Genomic DNA, 18,439 nt, shown 5'->3' on the forward strand with positions numbered 1-18,439 from the left:
CATGGGGTTTTGGTCTGCAGGCCGGTACCGCGATTTTGGGGAAGCGGCAGCTCAATGACGCATGACATCGGCAACGAAACGAACCCGTATCTCGATGCGTTCGTAAGATTGAGAAGGGCTTTCGTCGGCGCGGCCATATTGTCGGCGCTGGTCAACCTCCTCATGCTGACCGGGCCGCTGTTCATGCTGCAGGTCTATGATCGTGTGCTGGCAAGCGGGTCGGTAGCGACGTTGCAGGGCCTGCTGATCATCGTGGTTGCAGCCTACCTTTTCCTTGGTATTTACGATTTTTTACGCGCCCGCATCATGTCTCGTGCCGCCTATCGGTTGGATGCTGCAATCGGACCAAAGGCATTCGACATCTGGGTGAAGGCCGGTATTTCAGGCGAGGCCGCGCCGCAGCGCCCATTGAACGACCTAGCGACTGTCCGCGCCTTTTTGTCCAGCCCGGCAATGTTGGGAATTTTCGATCTACCTTGGATGCCGTTCTATCTCGCGATCGTGTGGATCATCCATCCGTGGCTTGGCATGCTGGCGCTGTTCGGTGCTGTTGTCGTCACCATTCTGGCGCTCGCCAACCAGTTCCTGACCCATCGCCATTTCGCAAAAGCCATGACGATGGATGGCCGCGAGGCCATGTTCGTGGAGCAGGCGCACCGCAATGGTGAAACTCTCGTTCCGCTCGGCATGTTGGGCAAAGTGGGTAACTATTGGCAGACGATGCATGCCGCTGGTTTGAAGACAGGTCAGACAGGCAGTGAGCGGGCCGAGGGGTTTGCTGCGTCAACAAAAGCCTTCCGGCTCCTGCTGCAGTCTTGCCTGCTGGGCCTTGGCGGCTATCTCGCCCTCCAGCAGGAAATCTCACCCGGCATGATCGTGGCAGCCTCCATTATTGCGGGTCGCGCATTGGCACCGGTGGATCAGGTTATCGGGCAATGGCGAAATGTCGTGCGTTCTCGCGAAGCGCATAAGCGGTTGAAAGCAACGATGGCGGGCATCGGTTCCGGTGCAGCGCCAATTGCTTTGCCCGAACCTAAGGGCGCCCTGACCGTCCGTAGCTTGACCAAATTTGTTCCCGGCCCAGCAAACCGCCGCGGCCAAGCCCCTATTCTCGACGACATAGGTTTCTCACTCGACCCTGGTGATGGCTTGGGCGTCATCGGTCCTTCCGCATCGGGTAAGACCTCGTTGGCGCGCCTGCTCATGGGAGCGTGGACGGCAAACGCAGGGGACGTGCGTTTGGACGGTGCAACACTTGATCAATGGTCGTCGGATGATCTTGGTCGGTATTTGGGCTATCTGCCGCAAAACGTCGAACTTCTGCCCGGATCTATTCGTGACAATATCGCTCGTTTCGATCCGCAGGCTGAAGACGAAACTGTCATCGCGGCAGCGCAAATGGCTGGTGTGCACGAGATGTTGCTGGGGCTGCCCGATGGCTATGGCACGATGGTCGGGCAGGGCGGCTCCAACTTATCGGGTGGCCAGACACAGCGTATCGGCCTTGCTCGTGCGGTGTACGGTTCTCCCAAACTCGTGGTGCTTGATGAGCCGAACTCAAATCTTGATTCTGAAGGCGACGAAGCCCTGGGTCGTGCTATTGTGGCTCTGCGGGAACAGGGTTCGACGGTAGTTGTGATGGCTCATCGTCCAAGCGCTATCGCTGCCGTCAACAAACTTATGGTCCTCAACGCCGGACGTATCGTCGACCTTGGCGAAAAAGCTGAAGTGCTACGCCGCGCGACACGCGCTGCACCGCCATCACCACCGCAGAGTGGTGCCAACGATAAGGTGGAATTCGATGAAACCGCTTGAGGCGAACAAACGTCCACATACAGGCTTGCGCTGGCCTGGCATCGTGGCCGTCGTGACCAGCCTTTGCCTGCTGGGTGGAAGCGCCGCGTGGGCACATTACACCCGCATACAGGGCGCGGTTATAGCCGTGGGGACCATCGCCGTCAGCGGCAAACCTCGCTCTGTTCAACATCTGGATGGTGGTGTTGTGGAAGAGATCCTCGTCGTCGATGGCGACGCCGTGAAGAAGGGCGCGTTGCTCATGCGCCTCGACCCGACGGTGCTGGAAGCTAACCTGCGGATCTATCGCGCACGCTACGTCAATGCCGATGCTCTTGCTGCCCGCCTGAATGCGGAAATGTTGGACCTGCCAAAGCTAGCGTTCAACGAGATTCCATCCTTTCTCGCCAACACGTCCGCCGACGGTGCCCGTACGGGACAGGTCGCCATCTTCGAAGCGCGCACAGAAATGCGTGCCGGCAGACGCGAGCAGCTGCGTGAAAAGATCAAGCAATTTGGCAACCAGATCGACGGCACCCGCCAGGTCATCGCTGCCAAGGAAGAGCAGCTTGGCTATATAGAACGAGAGCTGAAAAGCGTGTCATCGCTCAAACGCCAAAAACTCGTTCGTGACAGCCAAGTTCTCGCTATCCAGCGCAGCCGAGCTGATTTGTTCGGCCAGTTGGGGGAGCATCGTTCGGAACTGGCCCGTATCGCCAACTCCGTCCGCGACACCGAACTGGAACTGATCCAGCAAGAGCGGCAGCGCCGACAGGAGGCTGTTACCGAGTTGCGCGACGTTACGGCATCGCTTGAAGAACTAACCCAGCAGATCATATCCACCCAGCGTCAGTTGGAACGCATCGATATTCGTGCGCCCGTCGCAGGGTTGGTGCACGAGATGCAAATCGTCACGATAGGTGGTGTTGTTCCCCCCGGCGGCACCGTTGCTCAAATCATCCCTACGGATGGCGGCTTCACCTTCGATACTCGCATCGACCCGGCTTCCGTGGATCAGGTTCATGTCGGACAGCCTGCCCGCGTCACGCTGACAGCATTTAACCAACGCACGACGCCAGAACTCAACGGAAGCGTTCGCGCAATCTCTCCTGACACGGTTGCAGATCAGGCAACGGGTGAAACCTTCTACCGGGTGCGTATTCAGGTTCCAGATAGGGAGCTGGCGAAAATCAGTGAACTTGAGTTGCTACCTGGCATGCCCGTTAGTGCTTTCCTGCAAACGCAAGAGCGCACAGTCTTGTCCTACTTGGCACGTCCATTAAGCGATCAGCTCGATCGAGCCTTTCGCGAGGAGTAATTCAAGATGGCCGGTATCAGACGTTCACAAGTACCACTCGAACTTTGGAAAGTAGACATCGCTCTGTTGGTTCTGCGCTTCTATTGATTGGAATGTACCTCGCACATCAACACTCGTCGCTTTGAATTCAATCCAGTGAGCAGATCACAGCGGGCGAGCTTCGGTTAGATCGACGTCACGCCGAAGCTCTTTAAAAAATTTCGTAACCTCGCCGGGCGTGGTGCGGGCGACGGCGTTGTCGGCAACCGCATCCCGATTCCAGATTTTTCATATGGCCGGGTCGTGCAGCATGTCCCACTCACCAAACATCCGCTCGGAAGCGCTCGCTTCGACATGCAGCACTAGGTTGACATGCCGATCGTCCCGTTTGATCCGGTCCAACGTAGCGCGCACAGCTACCTCGGGCTCTTCGAGCAATTGAAGGTAAATATCGCGCCGACAGATCAATGCGCCCTTTATGCTGTCACGCTTGTTAAGGCGCCGCGCATCGAGCAACAAGGCAGCTAGCGTTTGAAAATTGTAGCCGAACGGTGTTGACGAATAGATCGCATGAAAGAGGCTGATTGTGACCGGCTCGTTGCAGGGTGGCTCAGCCCTTATCTCACAAATCCACGAGATCGCCGCACTTATTTCGGATATAGATTCAATGCTAACGGAACGGCAATGGCCGGAAGCGGAAGTCAGAATGTCAGCGCCCACATCGGAAGAGCGAACGTTCTATACATTCAATTATGCAACTTGGCTGTGGTTGAGATAATCGGTAACAAGGTCATCAATTGAGCCTGACTTGTTCAGCACACGCTCTTTCCAAGCTTTGATTTCAAAGCTGATAATATCCATTTCCCAAATGCATCCCACGACCTCTCGGACCCCGGTTTGGAAGTTCGTTGGCTCACGCCATTGAGCCCGCATCTGGTCTATGTGCCCAAGAACCATTCCCCACTTCCAATAAAATACAGGGGAAACTACGGCTGTCTCAGCAAAGTGGATTAGCTGAATGGCAATGCCATGATTTCTATCAACATCGTTCAAATTCCCCGCAAGCGGCAATCTACGAATTGCCTCCTTCGTAGCCGCTTCTGCAATTTCGTCGTCGTACGTTCTCCCGTCTGCCAGAATTGCATAGCGCTTTATTCGCCATTCATCGCGGCTGACATTTGATAGAGGACGCACGATGCGTGCTTTGTGGGATGCCATGTGTTCCATCAAAGTAATATAGCTCGCTTAATCGTGTAAAATTTCACCGTTGCAAAATCCATCCTTTTCGCAATGCAGCCTGCGGCTCGTTTTCATAGCGATCGAAAGACAGCCTCAACTTGTGCTGGTGAGGTCTGGTTGGTGAAACTGTGGAGCATTGTGCCCGATTGGGTTCTGTCGCGAATTTCTATTTCTTCCGTATCGTGATTGTAAGCGAAGGCGTATTCCTTCGTGCCAATCTCCACCCAAAGGACATTCGCTAGATTTCCATCGTATTGCTTGATTTTGATAGTATCAGGCTTTCCTCGCCAGATAATCCCGCCCAAAAGAGCAAGTGCAATGCCCTTCACCTGACCAGCATGATGGTCAGCGCGGTTCATCACACCCTCTGCATAGGCATGAAGCACTCGAACGTCATTTCCCGAAATAGCCATCACAAAGCTCTTTGACTCAATTTCACTCGTTACGGTATCGCATCAACGTGGCGACCGTTGAAAGAGCCACAAATATCGAAAAACTAGCGATTATTTTGCGACAGCTAACTAGCTGAAATTACACGGTCCAGAAAACCGTTGCAAAAACCTTCCTTTTTGCGACGGCTTCACAGCCTCAATGATTTCAATCGGCTAGCGGTCGGAAAAGTTTGTCGCAAAACACCACGCGAAACTGGCCGACAGCGGACCTTGGGCAGAACCGGTCCTCAATCGGATAGCGGACGTAAAATACGGGCCAAAGGCAGTCGCCTCGGCTGGCAGATGCCCGAAGAGAATATGTTTTGGTCTCGGGCGAAATTGCGCGATGTGAATGACGTCCATTACTAACGTTGCCTCGCTTCGCCGTAGCTGGAATTATCCCAGCTCCAAGGTGCAGATGCCGAAGACGGTGGATATGTTGGAGTTGAATTGATTGCCTTTGACCATCCGGGCCGTTTCGAACACCGGCTGGAGCGAGAGGCTTTCCACTAGCGCAATAGCGTTGTTGTTGCTGTGCGGCACGTCGATGGTGATTTTGCTGCATTCGGGCACTGATCTGACACAGGCCGCCAAGAGAACCTGCGTTACGTTACGGTGATGCGCCAAAACTGGACCTAGTTTGTAGCCATCACGGCACCGCCTGATCGTGGCGAAGCCAAGAAAGGCACCGTCACCGGCTTCGCACACGACAGTATGGCGGGTTTCGGAACCAGGAGGCAGACACCAACTTTCAAGAAATGCCGTGCGATCGTGCGGGAAGTGCAGCCGGTCCAACGTCGCAATGTCATCAAGATCGGTCGATCGCGCGGTGCGGGTGAACATGCCGTGCGCCAGTGTCTCTTGCAGCACGGGCACTCCAGTGTAGCGCACGTTTCTACCGATCGTCTGAAACCCGCTTTTCGCGTAGTTCTCCTGCTGATCGACCACGCCGTCCAGTGCTATCGTTCGACCGGCAAGATGCGCCATGCCGGCGTTCCATGTCGCGAGCCCGAGGCCGGTTCCGCGATGTTCCTGTACAACGATGTAAAAGCCTAGGAAGCCGAAGTTATCGCCGTATCGTACGACGCTGATGGAAGATGAAGGTTCTCCGTCCACGAAGCCCATGATGAAGCCTTCGGGGTCGGCGTCGTAGAAGGTGTCGAGATCGTGCAGGCCGGGGTTCCAGCCCTCGGCTGCAGCCCAGTCAACGGCATTGGCGAACTCGTCGCGGGTGGCCTGCCGAATGACGATGGCTGGTTCTCTCATCAAGCCGCCTTCAAGCGGGTCAGTTGCTCTGCAAAACCGACTGCGGCCATGACGCCGTCAATAACCGGGACGCCGAGATCTTTCGATATGCGGGATGCAAGGCTTGCCATACCGGCGCAGCCGAGGATAACGCTTCTCGCGTCATCCTCGGTGACGGCAGCGCCTACCTCTTCGGCGATGGCCGCTTCCGTATCCTTGCCCACGCTCAACACCGGCACGTTGGAAGCGCGCACGCCTACGCTGTGATCAGTGAAACCGTAGGCTTCGATATTGGCTTCGATGATGGGCACTGACACCGGCAAGGTCGTGACGGTGGCGAATTTTCCGCCGAGCAGGGCCGCGAGATGAAAGGCGCTTTCGCCGATACCGAGGACGGGAATGGGCGAACGGGCCTTCAGCGTCTGCAAGCCTGTATCATCGAAGCAGGCGATGATGACGCAATCAAAGTTTTCCGCCGCCGTTTCACGATCAAACAGGCTGAACAGGTGCGGCAGACAGGCTGTACCGTCCATTGCGCCCTGGATGCTGGGCGGTCCGGCATCCGGGTTCACCGCACGGATGGTTGTGTTTGGAGCCGCGCTAAGACGCGCAGCGTACGCAATCTCAGCCGTCATGGACGCAGTAGAGTTCGGATTGATGAGTAGAATACGCGTACCCACAGCTACAACACACCCTGTCCGGCATCGGAGCCGCGTGCGTCCTGACGACGGCGCAGCAGCACCGCAATCAAAATAAAGGCACCGATGATCAGCAACGAAAATACCGTGGTTAGCGTGCCCAGCGCGTAGAGCACCGGCGACGTGACGTTGGTCGTCATGCCGAAGATTTCGAGCGGTAGTGTGTTGTAGGAACCGGCTGTCAGCAGCGTACGCGCGAACTCGTCATAGGACAGCGTGAAGCCGAAAAGCGCGACGCCGATCAGACTGGGCGCGATGATGGGGAGCACCACATGACGGATGGTTTGCCAAGGCGTCGCCCCCAAATCGCGTGCCGCTTCTTCATAGGCTTTGTCGAAGCGGTTGAAGACGGCAAACATTATGAGCAGACCGAAGGGCAGCGTCCATGTGAGCTGCGCGCCGAAGCCCGATGTCGTCCAATGCACGTCCAGGCCCAGCTGGTTGAAGATGAGACCCACGCCGAGCGAGATCAGGATGGACGGGATGATGAGGCTGGTGATGACGAGATAGAAGATCACCGAGTTGCCGGCGAAACGTTTTCGGAAGGCAAGACCTCCCATGACAGACACCACGACCGTCGTGATCATGACCATCAGTCCCAGCAGCAGGGAGCGCGAAAACGAGCCCCAGATGTCGCCAACCGCCTGTTCGGCGAACAGGTCGCGAAACCAGTGCAGCGACACGCCGTTCATCGGGAACGTCAATCCGCCCTGTGGCCCCTGAAAGGACAGGATCGCGATGGTGATCGTAGGCCCGTAGAGGAACAGGATGAATAGACCGAAGAATGCAGCCAGTGCGTAGAAGGAACGTCCGCGTTTCGCGCCCATGCTCACAACTCCTTCCGGATGTTCACGAAGCGCAGCATGATGCCGATGACGATGAGCACGGTGAGCAGCAACACGACCGATGTTGCAGCCGCGGACGGATATTGCAGCAGCGCCACATCGTTGGAGATCAGCCGCCCCACATTGGCGGATTGCGACCCGCTCATGAAACGCACCGTGATGAAGTCGCCCATCACCAGCGTGACGACGAAAATCGACCCGATCATGATGCCCGGTGTGGTCAGCGGGATGATGATGTTTGTGAGCGTTTGAAAACCGCTGGCACCCGCATCGCGTGCGGCCTCCAATAGCGATCTGTCGATGCGCATCATGGTGTTGAAGATCGGGACCACCATGAACAGTGCGTAAAGATGCACGAAGGCGAGGATGACTGCGAAGTCGGAGAACAGAAGCCATTCGACGGGCTCATTAACCACTCCCATGCCGATGAGAGACTGATTGGCGATGCCGTTGCGGCCGAGAAACGGAACCCACGAAATCATGCGAATGATGTTCGATGTCCAGAACGGGATTGTGCACAGAAGGAACAGCGCGATCTGCCATGTGAGACTGTGGACGTGGAAGGCGAGGAAGTATGCCACCGTGAAACCGATCAGCAGGCAGCAGGCCCATGTGATGACGGTGTACATGAGAGTGTTGAGAAACACCGTGTATGTGACGGGCGAGGCGAATAGGAATTCGTAATTGTCGAGTTGAAATGCCGGGTAGATCGAGAACTCGGTGGCGCCCCAAAAGCTGACGACGACGATCATCACGATAGGCAGCACGAGGAACAGCACCAACACGATCGCCAGCGGTGATGCCAGCAACCAGCCGATGGTAGTGTTGGAACGGTGTGAAGCGGCCACGATATCTCTCTGGAAACGAAAAGGCCCCGCCCCCATTGGGGGCGAGGCTTGGTGATCGGACGGATCAGGCTGCGATGAACTCGTTCCATTTGCGGACCATGTACTGGTTCTCGTCCATGACAGAGTTCCAGCAGGCCACCGAACCCATACGGTCGAGGTAAGAACCACCGTCGCGCACGTCTCCGGCAGCGGCCAGTTGCTGACCGGTCGGGCTGGTGATCGCGTCCGTGGCAGGCTTGCCTTCGTACCAGTAGCCCCACTCGTTTTCCGACATGAAGTCTTTCGACGTCGTCGGCACGGCAGAGTAGTAGCCCTGACGCATAAGATAGCCGCCAACCCAGCCGGACAGATACCAATTGATGTATTCGTAGGCTGCTTCTAGCTCGATGCCGGACAGGTTGGCCGACAGGCCGAGCCCGCCACCCCATGAGCGGTAGCCTTCTTTGAGCGGTTGGTAGACGCAGGGGATACCCTTGGTGCGCACGGCCGTAATGGCCGGCGACCACATAGACTGAATGACGACCTCACCCGATGCCATCAGGTTGACGCTTTCATCGAAGCTCTTCCAGAAGGCGCGGAACTGGCCGTTCTTTTTGGCCTCGGTGAAGATGGCGAAGGTCTTGTCGATCTCCTCCTTCGTCATGTTGCCCTTGTCGGTATATTGGATCTCGCCCATGGCCTCGCAGACCATAGCCATGTCCATGATGCCGATCGACGAAATGTCGAGGATGGAGGCTTTGCCGCGGAATTCCGGATTCAACAGCTCCGCCCAAGACTCGATGGGGCGGTTGATGAGGTCCGGGCGGATGCCCAGCGTGTCTGCATTGTAGATGGTGGGGATCAGCGTCATCCAGCCGGATGGATTGTCCACGAAAGACGTGCCGCCAGGGCCTTCCACGAAACCCACCGTGTGCGGCGCGGTGCCTTGGGCAATATCGCTTTCCGGCGTCAACTTGCCGGTGATGAAAAGCTGCGCGATCTTGTCGTAATTGGCGATCTTGGATGTATCCATCGCCTGCAGGTTACCGGTTGGCCAGACCTTGCGGCAAATCCAGTATTCTATATCCGCAATATCGAAGCTCTTAGGCTGCGTGGCCGCACGCTGGGTGACGCTGTCGGAATCGAGCGCCGTCATTTCCAGCGTGAAGCCAAGGTCTTCCTTCACTTTGGTGGCGACATCGTTGAGGTTCGACACGCCGGTGCCGAACTGGCGCAAAGTCACGTTCTTGATGTTCTGCGCCCAAACGGTGGGGAAGCCCGTTACCAAGCCGGAGCCTAGAGCGGTACCTGCTACTGCAGCGGTGCCTTTCAGCATGGAGCGGCGGCTGATGCCGGTCGATTTTACGTTAGTCATGTCTGGTCCTTTCAGGAATGCGCACTCACCTGGGAGGAGAGCGGGTGGGCATCGGAGGCCGCCCATTGAAGATGAACGGTCTGTCCGATTTCGACAGGGCTTGCGGCGAAGTCAGTATCCGGCACGGTGACGAGAACATCGTCGCCGTGGTCCGTCTTCGCGGCGACCGAAAACGCGGTGCCCAAATACTCGATGTCACTGATGGTGGCCTGCAGCGCGGTTTTGGCGCGACTAGGCTTCGCGGTGATCGTCACCTTGTCGGACCGCAGTGCAAAACTGCCCTGCGGCCCCGCCAGCACGTTGTGGCCGCCCATGAAGCGCGCGACGAATGGGGTGCGTGGCATGTTGAATACGTCGCTTGCGGAGCCTATCTGCTCGATCACACCCTCATTCATGACGATGATGATATCGGCGAGCGCCAGCGCCTCATCCTGGCTGTGCGTGACGTGCAGAAACGAGATACCGAGATCGCGCTGAAAGCGCTTCAGCTCGGTGCGCATGCGCAGACGCAGAAACGGATCCAGCGCCGAGAGCGGCTCGTCGAGCAGCAGCATCGCAGGATCAGTGATGAGTGCGCGGGCGAGTGCCACGCGTTGTTGCTGTCCGCCTGAAAGCTGGGCTGGCAAGCGTTCGGCGAGTGCCGTCATGTCGACCAACTCCAGAGTGCGGTTCGCTGAAGACAGCCGTTCGCTTTTCCCCGTACCCTTCATCTTCAAACTGAAGGCCACGTTCTCAGCGACGGTAAGATGAGGAAAGAGCGCGTAATTCTGGAACATCATCGCTGTGCCGCGCTGCGTGGGCGACAGGTGAGTAATGTTGGTGCCGTTCAGGATGATGTCGCCGCTGGTGACATCCTCGTGTCCGGCGACCATGCGGAGTGTTGACGACTTCCCACAACCGGACGGTCCGAGCAGGCAAACATAGCTGGCTTGGGGTATACGCAGCGAAATGGCATCGACGGCGACGGTGTTGCCGTAGGTCTTCGTAACTGCGGCAAGCTCCAACCCTTCGCTGCTTACGTTCACTTCAGAAGCTCTTTCGATACAAAGGCGATGGTGGGCCTTGATTTTTCGACATGATCAATCTCACATGAGCACGATCATATTATTGATCGTATACAATATGTAAGTGAATAGTTCACGAAACCTCGTGGACGTCAAGCGTCAAACCGCGACAGCTGGGTAGGATATGAGATTGAACATCGCAGAAGGCCTTCAGCAGGCAATTTTCGAGCACCGTCTGTTGCCCGGAACGAAACTGTCTGAAGACGAGGTTGGGCAGGTCTACGGTGTTAGCCGCACTTTGGTGCGGTCAGCGCTGCAAAAGCTCGCGCACGAACATCTAGTGACGATCCGCAAGAACAAAGGCGCCTTCGTTGCACAGCCTTCAATCCGCGACGCTCACGAGGTGTTCGAAGCGCGAAGCCTCATGGAACCGCGGGTTGCCGCGATGGCCGCGCGCAACATGAACGCCCAACATTTGCAGCACTTGAAACGGCATATCGAGCTTGAACATGAGGCATTGGCAAGCGGCAAGAAAGGCAAGGCGCTCGCCTTGTCAGGTACCTTCCATCTGGAAATCGCAGATATCGCTGCACACGACGTCTTCACCGAGTTTTTGAAAGTTCTGGTGAAACGTTCATCTCTCATCATCGCGCTCTACTGGAAACGCTCCGAGGTAACCTGCGAGCACCATTCACACGAAGCGCTTTTGAAGGCGTTCGCAGAGGGAAAGGCTGAAGAGGCCGAAGCCATAATGCGTAGTCACATCGTGGACCTTCATTCCGGCCTCGACCTGACGCAGAAACGTGAAACGCCGATGTCGCTATCAGAAGCCCTGACGGGCTAATGCTGGTGGTCGATCTGACAACTTAGCTACGTTTCTGACAATGGCCGTTTGCAGACGCTCCGATTGCACCCGCAAATGTCGGAAAGCGGACTTTCTAAAGCACTCGTTTGTTTGGCTTGTGACTTGGATGTCCGTCCAGAACAGAAACCGGCGCTTTGCCTTCATGGAACAACCACTCCCGCACAAGACGAACCGCTGCGCGATCTTCCCGCTCACGGCTAATGATAATCCAATAGGCATCTGGCAGTCTCACGTTATGGTCCGACAATCGTATGAGCGTCCCCGCTGCCAGATCGTCTTGCGCCAGTCTGAGCCGGGCGAGAGCTATTCCCTGACTTTGCTTCGCTGCCCGTAACACTAGATCTGACGAAGAGAATCGAGGGCCACTCGCAAGATCGCGGCCGATCGGTCCACGGCTGTCTGTCCATAATGACCATCCTGCATTCGGATCGCGGTCATGGAGCAAGGGAACGTCGGTTTGTGAAAGCAATGCAGACAAACCTGTATCTAAATTGCTGCGTTCTAGACGCAAGCGTGCGAAGAGGTCCGGATTGGAAACCGGTGTTAGCGCGTCGTCCATGAAGGGTATGGCACGCTCCCCAGGTTGCGGTTTACCCATGCGAATTGATAGATCGCAACCCTCATCAGCCTGACCCCGAACGCGCTGTTCGGCGAGTACGCTGATCTCGATACCAGGGTACGCTTCCGCGAGTTGCGGCAGGCGCGGCAAGAGCCACAAGGCTGCAACTGAGGGCACAGCGGAGATAATGACCGCATTGGGTGGTCGTCGCTCACGCGCTGCCAACCACGTTTTTTCGAGCGATCCAAGCGTCTTAGAGGCCTCTCGACCTAGACGTTCGCCGAGAGGCGTGAATGCAAGTGCACGTTCGGTGCCACCTCGTTCAATCAATGGTGCACCAACGAGAGCTTCAAGCTCGGTGACATGCCGGGCCACTGCGGAATGAGCAACGCCGAGCGACCGGCCAGCAGGGCGAATGCCTCCCATCAGATAGACGCTGGCGAAAGCTCGTAGGGCGTTCAAAGGAAGATCACGCATGGTGACAACGTTAGACCAAAACGCACTTCGTTGAGAACAGTCTTTTCTCCGGTCATCCACTAGTATCCGACCCGAACAACAGCCGCCGGGGCTGCACGAATGAGTGGAGAACGAGATGGGAATGTTGATTGAGGGTTGTTGGAGCAACGAGGACAGAACCATCGAAGACGGAGCTTATGTGCGCGCACCGTCCCCGTACGGCGATCCGCTCGACGAATCCATAGTGTGCGCGATCGTGGCAGAACCGGGACGCTTTCACCTCGTTGCTTCCCTGTCTTGCCCTTGGTCCCACCGCTCAACGCTGGCGCGCGCGATTAAAGGGCTAGAAGCGTACGTTCCCGTCCATATAGCGGGCGCCCCTCGCACTGAGGGCTATCGGCTTGGCACAGTCGATCAGCCTTGGGTCGTACCCGGTACCGATTGCAAGATTGAGCACTTGCATGAACTCTACACCTTTGCCGATCCCGGCTACACAGGTCGGGCCACCGTTGCCGTTCTCTGGGATGCAGAACAGCAGGTGATCGTCTCAAATGAATCCGTGCATATTCTGCGCGGCCTAGATGGCATACGTTCAAACTATGGCCCCGATTGGACTCTCAGGCCGGACTCACTGGCGCAAGAGATTGATACGCTCGCAGATCTTGTCCAGCGCGAACTGTCCAATGCAGTCTACAGAGCCGGAAAGGCTCGGCGGCAGGACGCCTACGACGAAGCGGTGAGCGAAGTATTTGCGACCTTCGTCATGCTCGACGACCGGTTATCGAGAACACGATATCTGCACGGGAACACGCTGACCGAAACCGATATTCGTCTCTGGCCGACGCTGGCGCGGTTTGACGCCGTCTACCACGGGCATTTCAAATGCTCTCAGCAACGACTGACGGACTACGAACACTTGTGGGGATATGCCCGGGACATTCATTCCTGGCCCGGCGTCGAGGCGACTTTCGATGAGCCAGCAATACGCACGGCCTATTATGGCGAGGACCGCGACGAGAACCCATTCGGGATCGTAGCGACCGCCCCGATCGTGGACTGGCAGGAACCGCATGGGCGTCAGCGGCTTGGGGTAAAGGAAGTCACTTTGCGGGATGGACGAACGGTCCCGAAGGCCCTCTGGGATGAGAGTACGTCGGACCAGCCAACACCCTCGCAACCAGCTGCCAAGACATGAGCCTTTCAATCGCAACTGTTCTATTTGCGGCGGCGATAACGCCCGGTCCGAATAACTTCGTGGTCATGCAAGCGGCGAGCCGTGGACGAATTGCAAACGCGATTTCCTCCGATCGGCGGAATCGTGGTGGGAGGCATGTGCAAGGTTCTCGCTTTTCATTTCGGCCTCAATGCCATGCTCGCACAATGGCCGACGGCAAAAGCCACGCTGCGTTACGTAGAGGCCGCGCTGCATCTATACCTAGCCATCCGAACGATTGTTGGAGAATGGACTTCGAACGGTTTATTGGACGACGAAAGTTTGGCGTCCAAAGGTGGCCTGTTATTCCCCATTGTGGCGCTTCAGATCGCCAACCCCAAAACATAGGTTCTAGCCATGACCGTTGATGCGGCACACGCCGCTCAACGTGACGCTTCGTTTTTAGTGCTCATCACGCTTACGGCGTTCGTGTTCTTGCATCGCAGTTGGAGCGCCCCTACCCAAGCGACTTTTAGCGCTAGCGATGCCCAGCCTCCAATAGTTTCGGTAAGCGGACGTCTAGGTATCTATTCCCGTTGGTGCCACCGCGCTTGAGGCCTGCATATTCCGAAAATCATCCCAGCGCAGTCTGTGGATGCCGGCATCTGACGACAGAGTGCGGGTCGCGATGGCTTTGCAAAGTGTGGCGACCCGTACACCGCGCAATTTTCGAAGCGGTCCAAGCAGCAACGGTGTCAGTTTCGGCCAGACAGCGAGGGTTAGCGCTTGCGACAGGCCGTAGCGGTTGGTCGGGGTCAGGATCATGGAGGGTTGGAACAGGCTGACCTGTCAAAACCCAAGCCCCGTAATAGCCTCTTCCAACTCGCCCTTCGTTCGCAGGAAGAAGGATTGCGATGATGCGCTGGCACCGACGGAGCCGAGCAGCAAAAAATGCTCGACACCAGCTTCCCGGCAGGCGGTCGCAAAGGCGAACGGCATGTCGTGGTCGATGCGCCTGAACTCGTCCTTCGCCATCTTCGTCGGTTCACCAACGCCAAGCGTGCAGATTGCCGTATCGTGATCGTCCAGATGGTGCCGATAGGTCGCGGAGTCGCGCAGATCACCGACGTGTTCCGAAACACGCTCGTCGGCAAGTCCCGTCTCGCGACGCACGAGCAACGTGAGATGATCGAGCTCCGGGATTTGAAGCAGCGCCTCGACCGTGGCGTGACCCACCGCTCCGGTTCCCCCGATCATCACACATCGCATGAGCGCTTATCCTTCCTTGGGTCGGAACGGCTCCAGCACCTCGACACCCATACGCTTGATGCGGGCGAAGCGGGCTGTCGGATCATCTTCCACGATCCAGGTGTGGCGCGTGCGGGCGAGCATCTCCGTGTCGTTGGGCAGGATGCCGTTCCAGTCGAACTTCATCACCACCTCGTAGGTGCCATCGTCGAGCTTGCGCTGGGCAAAGCCTTCGATCTTGTGCGTTGAAGCGCGAACGGCGGAACCGGGACCGGCAAGCCATGTCTTGAACCCGTCGAAGTCCGAAATCGCACCCGATGAGAAGTCGAGTACGAAGTCGTCCGCCAGAATTTCGCGAACCGGTTCTGCATCGCGAGAGGGATCCTCGATTAGGGCGAGCCAGTAATGAACCAGCGCGCGCATCCGGTTGTTGCCGTATTGGCTCTCGAAAGCTTCGGCGGTTCCTTCCGAATTCTGCGCTATTTTGATGGCAGTGAACTTCGGCAGCACGCCATCGGCGGGCGTCAGCTTGGTGGTGTAGGTTAGGTCTGCAGAACGCACCTTGCCGTCCGGCAAAAGTCCCTGATTAAGATAGGTGATATTGGCCGTCAGCGAGACGCCGCCATCGTCAGCGATGGTCACCTCCGTGGACTTTACGTCGTGAGCGTTCTTCCACGTTGTCGGAATCTGGTTGAGCCGTTCCGCGTATTCCTCGTGCCCGTTCGCTTCACCCAGTCCGGAGACGACACGTACGTAGGGGTCCAGAATATCGAGCTGATTGGCGATGCCATAGGTAGGTTCTTCATAGAGCAGATACCAGCGATGAAGCTGCGTCAGCGTAGCATGGCGTTTGAAACCGTTTTCGATCTCACGGGTGGTCAAATCTGCGGCTCCTGCTGGAATGATGAGCGATGCGGCGATAGCGGTCGCTGCGAGTGCGTTCCGGATCATAAATGGGGCTCTCCATTTGCAACACCTCATTCATAATAACTAAACGTTCATTTTAGTAGTCGTCGTTCGCAATTCCTCTCCAAACCATATCGAAACTTAGTTGCAGTTCATTGCGGGGCACCGTGGACTGGCGCTGCACCGAGTGTTTGGCCAACTGCAGTATAGAGACGGTGAGAACGGGTATGATCGCGGAAACGGGGGCTTCACGAAGCGTACCGTTGTCGACAGCCTGTTCGATGATGGCAGCCAACTCTCCCGCCATCCGGTCGAGCTCCGACTGGGCATTCTCGTCTACCAGCCGCGCCGCAGAAATTTGTTCGGCAAAAGTGAAAGCGTCAGGCCACTCGGTCGCGAAGTCGAAGATGGCAATCCACTGCGCCTCGATCGCGTCACGATACCGACCTGCCTCCACATGTGGTTCCGCAGCATCCATGAGAGCTGCATGAATGGCCGACTTCGTATCGAGAAAGGCTGCCGTCGGAAGTGCGGTCTTGTTTTCGAAATAGAGGTAGATTGTGCCTTGGCTCACACTCGCTTGACGGTAGTAACGGACGCGTCCGCAATGCCCCCTTCGACAACCTCGAACGACACTGTGTCGATGATGATGGCCCGCCGCTTGTTCTCGTCCTTTGTCGCATCGTTCCCGCTATCCGACCGCTCGTCTTTGTTGGCAGTCAAAGTAGACACACGGATTTATGCGCAGTTCCTATGCTGAATGGGCCCTTGGTGCGGCTACAATGTTCTTAGAAGTCTGATCTTCGGATGCATTCGTTCGAAAGGCGAACATTGCACACTGCGACGGAAACCGCCCTCACTCCTGTGGCCAATAGCAGACCTTACGAATTAAAGCTCACAGTTTGGATAGAAGACATTGCCAGCAGGCAATTTTAGCCGATTACGCAGCTCCTGAAACACCAAGTCGAGGCGCTTTCGACTCTTGGCTGTCGCTCGGTGTCTCGTTCTATTCTTACTGGAAGCGGATTCTTTCCACGCGTACGATAGCAATGGGCAATGCACTCTAGGTTATTCGAACTAATATAAACGGCTCAAATTCGAGAAACATGAGATATCTGCGCTGTCTTCGAAAATACATTAAATCGATATAGCGCGGCCCTGATTGCTCCAGAGCCAATAGACTATCACACTTGTAGCAAAGCCGAGGAGAGCGGCAGCATCCGGAAAGGTATAAGTTGCGATCAGTGTTGTCGCGACACCAATATTCAAGGAAAACCACGCTGCATTGGTGCTCGGGCGTGAGACAAAGAAGGCACCGATAACACAAGGCAACAGGACAGTCAGACTGCTGAACGATGCGATGACGGTGCTCAAAATATCTCCTGCAGCCCAGGAAAGCATAGCCGTAGCAGCAAATATAGCGATGACCGCGACCCGCATCGTCGCCAAGCTTGCCCCCAGTCTCTGGAAAGACGAAACCAGCGGCATGACGAAAGTGTCTATCGACGAGACAATCGCAATCATGAACAGCATGTCGGCCAGCCAAGTCTGATCGTAGGGCATGAACGTGCGAAAGCTCTGCAACACATCGCCCGTGGGTGATGGCAGCATACCAGCCCAGAAAATCGCACCATACACAATCGCACAAAGCGGAGCCGCGACAAGGAAAGCTTTGCGGGCCGTGCTTGCATCGCTGGCTGTTGCCATGCGTTGCCAATTATCTACCGCAAGTATTGGGCTCAATGGCACGAACAGCGCGATTCCGATGAGCAGCGTTACCGCGTGAGGGCCGAGATCAAAGAATGGACGTGGTTCGGCTTGAAAATCTGAGAACCCAAAAAGCAGCAGACCGACCAACACAAGAATTATGATTGCCTGTACGATGTCTGTGCTCGTCGCAGCCTGATACCCGCCCACGATCGAATAGAGAGCGACGGAAGAGGTTGCGATGAACAATGAAACGAGCGGAGATAGGTCCATCGCTTCCGACAATATGATGGTCAAAGCAGCCAGTTGCACAGCGCTACGCAGAACGAAGATTAATGAGATCGGCAGCCAGACTGGCCATATCGATCTGCTGCCGTGCTGCACCACGATGAGATCTACAAGTGTGAATGTATTCGTATCGCGACTTTGGCGGTGAATTAGCGGAGCAAACCAAGCGCACAGCAGCAGACCAAATGTGTAAGCGATGACGATCGTCGCGCCGATGAGAGGGCTTGCCCTTGTGAAGAGGTAGATAGCAACGAACGTGCCGACCCCGACGTTGGAGCAGACCACACTACACGCGGAGGCGAATAGGTTCGTCGCACCGTCGTTGAATGCAAAGGCCCTTGTATCGATGCTTCGAGCCCGCAGGATCGCAATGATCAGCGGAACGGCGATCACGGTCCAAAATCCGATATCGAGCATTATTGCCAGCCACCCCACACGCGCCGGTTCCCACCGACTATCACGTGTCTAAAGTCCATTGCTGGCATTGGCAATTTACGTCATT

General features: G+C 56.4%; 20 protein-coding genes. 5 read left to right on the forward strand and 15 right to left on the reverse strand.

All coding sequences use genetic code 11. The annotated features are described in order from the left end of the window. Positions 1–54: 54 nt before the first annotated feature. Together R2A130_RS15240 and R2A130_RS15245 are read left to right on the forward strand one after the other, a co-directional pair. On the forward strand, positions 55–1,815 hold the full coding sequence (locus R2A130_RS15240) for a type I secretion system permease/ATPase (protein ID WP_009758715.1): 1,761 nt from the start codon (positions 55–57) through the stop codon (positions 1,813–1,815). Next, positions 1,802–3,112, forward strand: coding sequence for an HlyD family type I secretion periplasmic adaptor subunit (locus R2A130_RS15245; RefSeq protein ID WP_040306130.1), 1,311 nt, complete (start codon positions 1,802–1,804; stop codon positions 3,110–3,112). The genes R2A130_RS15240 and R2A130_RS15245 overlap by 14 nt, the downstream gene beginning before the upstream one ends. A 267-nt stretch (positions 3,113–3,379) precedes the next feature. Here R2A130_RS15245 and R2A130_RS15250 read toward each other — a convergent pair whose 3' ends face one another. The 9 genes from R2A130_RS15250 to R2A130_RS15290 all read right to left on the reverse strand — a co-directional run bounded on the left by R2A130_RS15250 (position 3,380) and on the right by R2A130_RS15290 (position 10,755). Beyond that, positions 3,380–3,811 carry a BLUF domain-containing protein gene (locus R2A130_RS15250; protein WP_211098058.1) on the reverse strand — a complete coding sequence of 144 codons (432 nt, stop codon included), beginning with the start codon at positions 3,809–3,811 and terminating at the stop codon, positions 3,380–3,382. 30 nt (positions 3,812–3,841) lie between these two features. Then, positions 3,842–4,309 (reverse strand): hypothetical protein, encoded by a 468-nt coding sequence (locus R2A130_RS15255; RefSeq protein ID WP_156798555.1) that lies wholly within the window; start codon positions 4,307–4,309, stop codon positions 3,842–3,844. 92 nt (positions 4,310–4,401) lie between these two features. Next, positions 4,402–4,743 (reverse strand): hypothetical protein, encoded by a 342-nt coding sequence (locus R2A130_RS15260; RefSeq protein WP_040306133.1) that lies wholly within the window; start codon positions 4,741–4,743, stop codon positions 4,402–4,404. Positions 4,744–5,157: 414 nt separating this feature from the next. Further along, entirely contained in the window at positions 5,158–6,027 is an 870-nt protein-coding gene (locus tag R2A130_RS15265; RefSeq protein ID WP_009758723.1) for a GNAT family N-acetyltransferase, read from the reverse strand. Next, on the reverse strand, positions 6,027–6,686 hold the full coding sequence (locus R2A130_RS15270) for an aspartate/glutamate racemase family protein (protein ID WP_009758724.1): 660 nt from the start codon (positions 6,684–6,686) through the stop codon (positions 6,027–6,029). The genes R2A130_RS15265 and R2A130_RS15270 overlap by 1 nt, the downstream gene beginning before the upstream one ends. Before the next feature lie 2 nt (positions 6,687–6,688). Then, positions 6,689–7,531 carry an ABC transporter permease gene (locus R2A130_RS15275; RefSeq protein WP_009758725.1) on the reverse strand — a complete coding sequence of 281 codons (843 nt, stop codon included), beginning with the start codon at positions 7,529–7,531 and terminating at the stop codon, positions 6,689–6,691. 2 nt (positions 7,532–7,533) lie between these two features. Beyond that, entirely contained in the window at positions 7,534–8,433 is a 900-nt protein-coding gene (locus tag R2A130_RS15280) for an ABC transporter permease (RefSeq protein WP_083804345.1), read from the reverse strand. Between the two features lie 28 nt (positions 8,434–8,461). Continuing rightward, on the reverse strand, positions 8,462–9,751 hold the full coding sequence (locus R2A130_RS15285; protein ID WP_009758727.1) for a PotD/PotF family extracellular solute-binding protein: 1,290 nt from the start codon (positions 9,749–9,751) through the stop codon (positions 8,462–8,464). 11 nt (positions 9,752–9,762) lie between these two features. After that, a complete protein-coding gene (locus R2A130_RS15290; RefSeq protein ID WP_247869278.1) occupies positions 9,763–10,755 on the reverse strand; it encodes an ABC transporter ATP-binding protein in 993 nt (330 codons plus the stop codon). A gap of 184 nt (positions 10,756–10,939) precedes the next feature. On the opposite strand from R2A130_RS15290, the gene R2A130_RS15295 reads away from it, so the two are divergent. Beyond that, on the forward strand, positions 10,940–11,599 hold the full coding sequence (locus R2A130_RS15295; RefSeq protein ID WP_009758729.1) for a GntR family transcriptional regulator: 660 nt from the start codon (positions 10,940–10,942) through the stop codon (positions 11,597–11,599). A gap of 94 nt (positions 11,600–11,693) precedes the next feature. Here R2A130_RS15295 and R2A130_RS15300 read toward each other — a convergent pair whose 3' ends face one another. Beyond that, positions 11,694–12,656, reverse strand: a complete 963-nt coding sequence (locus tag R2A130_RS15300; protein WP_050786180.1) for a LysR substrate-binding domain-containing protein — start codon at positions 12,654–12,656, stop codon at positions 11,694–11,696. 121 nt (positions 12,657–12,777) lie between these two features. Between R2A130_RS15300 and R2A130_RS15305 the strand changes: the two genes are divergently transcribed. Together R2A130_RS15305 and R2A130_RS15310 are read left to right on the forward strand one after the other, a co-directional pair. Then, positions 12,778–13,830 carry a glutathione S-transferase family protein gene (locus R2A130_RS15305; protein ID WP_211098059.1) on the forward strand — a complete coding sequence of 351 codons (1,053 nt, stop codon included), beginning with the start codon at positions 12,778–12,780 and terminating at the stop codon, positions 13,828–13,830. Between the two features lie 81 nt (positions 13,831–13,911). Continuing rightward, positions 13,912–14,196, forward strand: a complete 285-nt coding sequence (locus R2A130_RS15310; protein WP_040306138.1) for a hypothetical protein — start codon at positions 13,912–13,914, stop codon at positions 14,194–14,196. 171 nt (positions 14,197–14,367) lie between these two features. On the opposite strand, the gene R2A130_RS17815 is transcribed toward R2A130_RS15310, so the two are convergent. The 5 genes from R2A130_RS17815 to R2A130_RS15330 form a co-directional block, all read right to left on the reverse strand. Beyond that, positions 14,368–14,613, reverse strand: a complete 246-nt coding sequence (locus tag R2A130_RS17815) for a hypothetical protein (protein ID WP_009758733.1) — start codon at positions 14,611–14,613, stop codon at positions 14,368–14,370. 24 nt (positions 14,614–14,637) lie between these two features. After that, positions 14,638–15,045, reverse strand: a complete 408-nt coding sequence (locus tag R2A130_RS15315) for an NAD(P)H-binding protein (protein ID WP_050786181.1) — start codon at positions 15,043–15,045, stop codon at positions 14,638–14,640. An 18-nt stretch (positions 15,046–15,063) separates the two neighbouring features. After that, positions 15,064–15,987, reverse strand: a complete 924-nt coding sequence (locus tag R2A130_RS15320; protein WP_009758735.1) for a hypothetical protein — start codon at positions 15,985–15,987, stop codon at positions 15,064–15,066. A 52-nt stretch (positions 15,988–16,039) separates the two neighbouring features. Beyond that, entirely contained in the window at positions 16,040–16,516 is a 477-nt protein-coding gene (locus R2A130_RS15325; RefSeq protein ID WP_009758736.1) for a TetR family transcriptional regulator, read from the reverse strand. A 563-nt stretch (positions 16,517–17,079) separates the two neighbouring features. Then, complete coding sequence (locus tag R2A130_RS15330; protein WP_009758738.1) at positions 17,080–18,354, reverse strand: transporter solute:sodium symporter (SSS) family; 1,275 nt, start codon at positions 18,352–18,354, stop codon at positions 17,080–17,082. Positions 18,355–18,439: the final 85 nt, after the last annotated feature.

The organism is Ahrensia sp. R2A130, assembly GCF_000179775.1.
In the GTDB taxonomy this organism is placed as follows: Bacteria; Pseudomonadota; Alphaproteobacteria; order Rhizobiales; family Rhizobiaceae; genus Pseudahrensia.

Excerpts from the sequence above, each read along its gene's own strand:
- R2A130_RS15245 (WP_040306130.1), top strand. The coding sequence starts at position 1,802 with ATGAAACCGCTTGAGGCGAACAAACGTCCACATACAGGCTTGCGCTGG.
- R2A130_RS15260 (WP_040306133.1), bottom strand. The coding sequence starts at position 4,743 with ATGGCTATTTCGGGAAATGACGTTCGAGTGCTTCATGCCTATGCAGAG.
- R2A130_RS15300 (WP_050786180.1), bottom strand. The coding sequence starts at position 12,656 with ATGCGTGATCTTCCTTTGAACGCCCTACGAGCTTTCGCCAGCGTCTAT.
- R2A130_RS15295 (WP_009758729.1), top strand. The coding sequence starts at position 10,940 with ATGAGATTGAACATCGCAGAAGGCCTTCAGCAGGCAATTTTCGAGCAC.
- R2A130_RS15280 (WP_083804345.1), bottom strand. The coding sequence starts at position 8,433 with ATGGGGGCGGGGCCTTTTCGTTTCCAGAGAGATATCGTGGCCGCTTCA.
- R2A130_RS15240 (WP_009758715.1), top strand. The coding sequence starts at position 55 with ATGACGCATGACATCGGCAACGAAACGAACCCGTATCTCGATGCGTTC.
- R2A130_RS15305 (WP_211098059.1), top strand. The coding sequence starts at position 12,778 with ATGTTGATTGAGGGTTGTTGGAGCAACGAGGACAGAACCATCGAAGAC.
- R2A130_RS15285 (WP_009758727.1), bottom strand. The coding sequence starts at position 9,751 with ATGACTAACGTAAAATCGACCGGCATCAGCCGCCGCTCCATGCTGAAA.
- R2A130_RS17815 (WP_009758733.1), bottom strand. The coding sequence starts at position 14,613 with ATGATCCTGACCCCGACCAACCGCTACGGCCTGTCGCAAGCGCTAACC.
- R2A130_RS15275 (WP_009758725.1), bottom strand. The coding sequence starts at position 7,531 with ATGGGCGCGAAACGCGGACGTTCCTTCTACGCACTGGCTGCATTCTTC.
- R2A130_RS15265 (WP_009758723.1), bottom strand. The coding sequence starts at position 6,027 with ATGAGAGAACCAGCCATCGTCATTCGGCAGGCCACCCGCGACGAGTTC.
- R2A130_RS15320 (WP_009758735.1), bottom strand. The coding sequence starts at position 15,987 with ATGATCCGGAACGCACTCGCAGCGACCGCTATCGCCGCATCGCTCATC.
- R2A130_RS15330 (WP_009758738.1), bottom strand. The coding sequence starts at position 18,354 with ATGCTCGATATCGGATTTTGGACCGTGATCGCCGTTCCGCTGATCATT.
- R2A130_RS15255 (WP_156798555.1), bottom strand. The coding sequence starts at position 4,309 with ATGGCATCCCACAAAGCACGCATCGTGCGTCCTCTATCAAATGTCAGC.
- R2A130_RS15315 (WP_050786181.1), bottom strand. The coding sequence starts at position 15,045 with ATGATCGGGGGAACCGGAGCGGTGGGTCACGCCACGGTCGAGGCGCTG.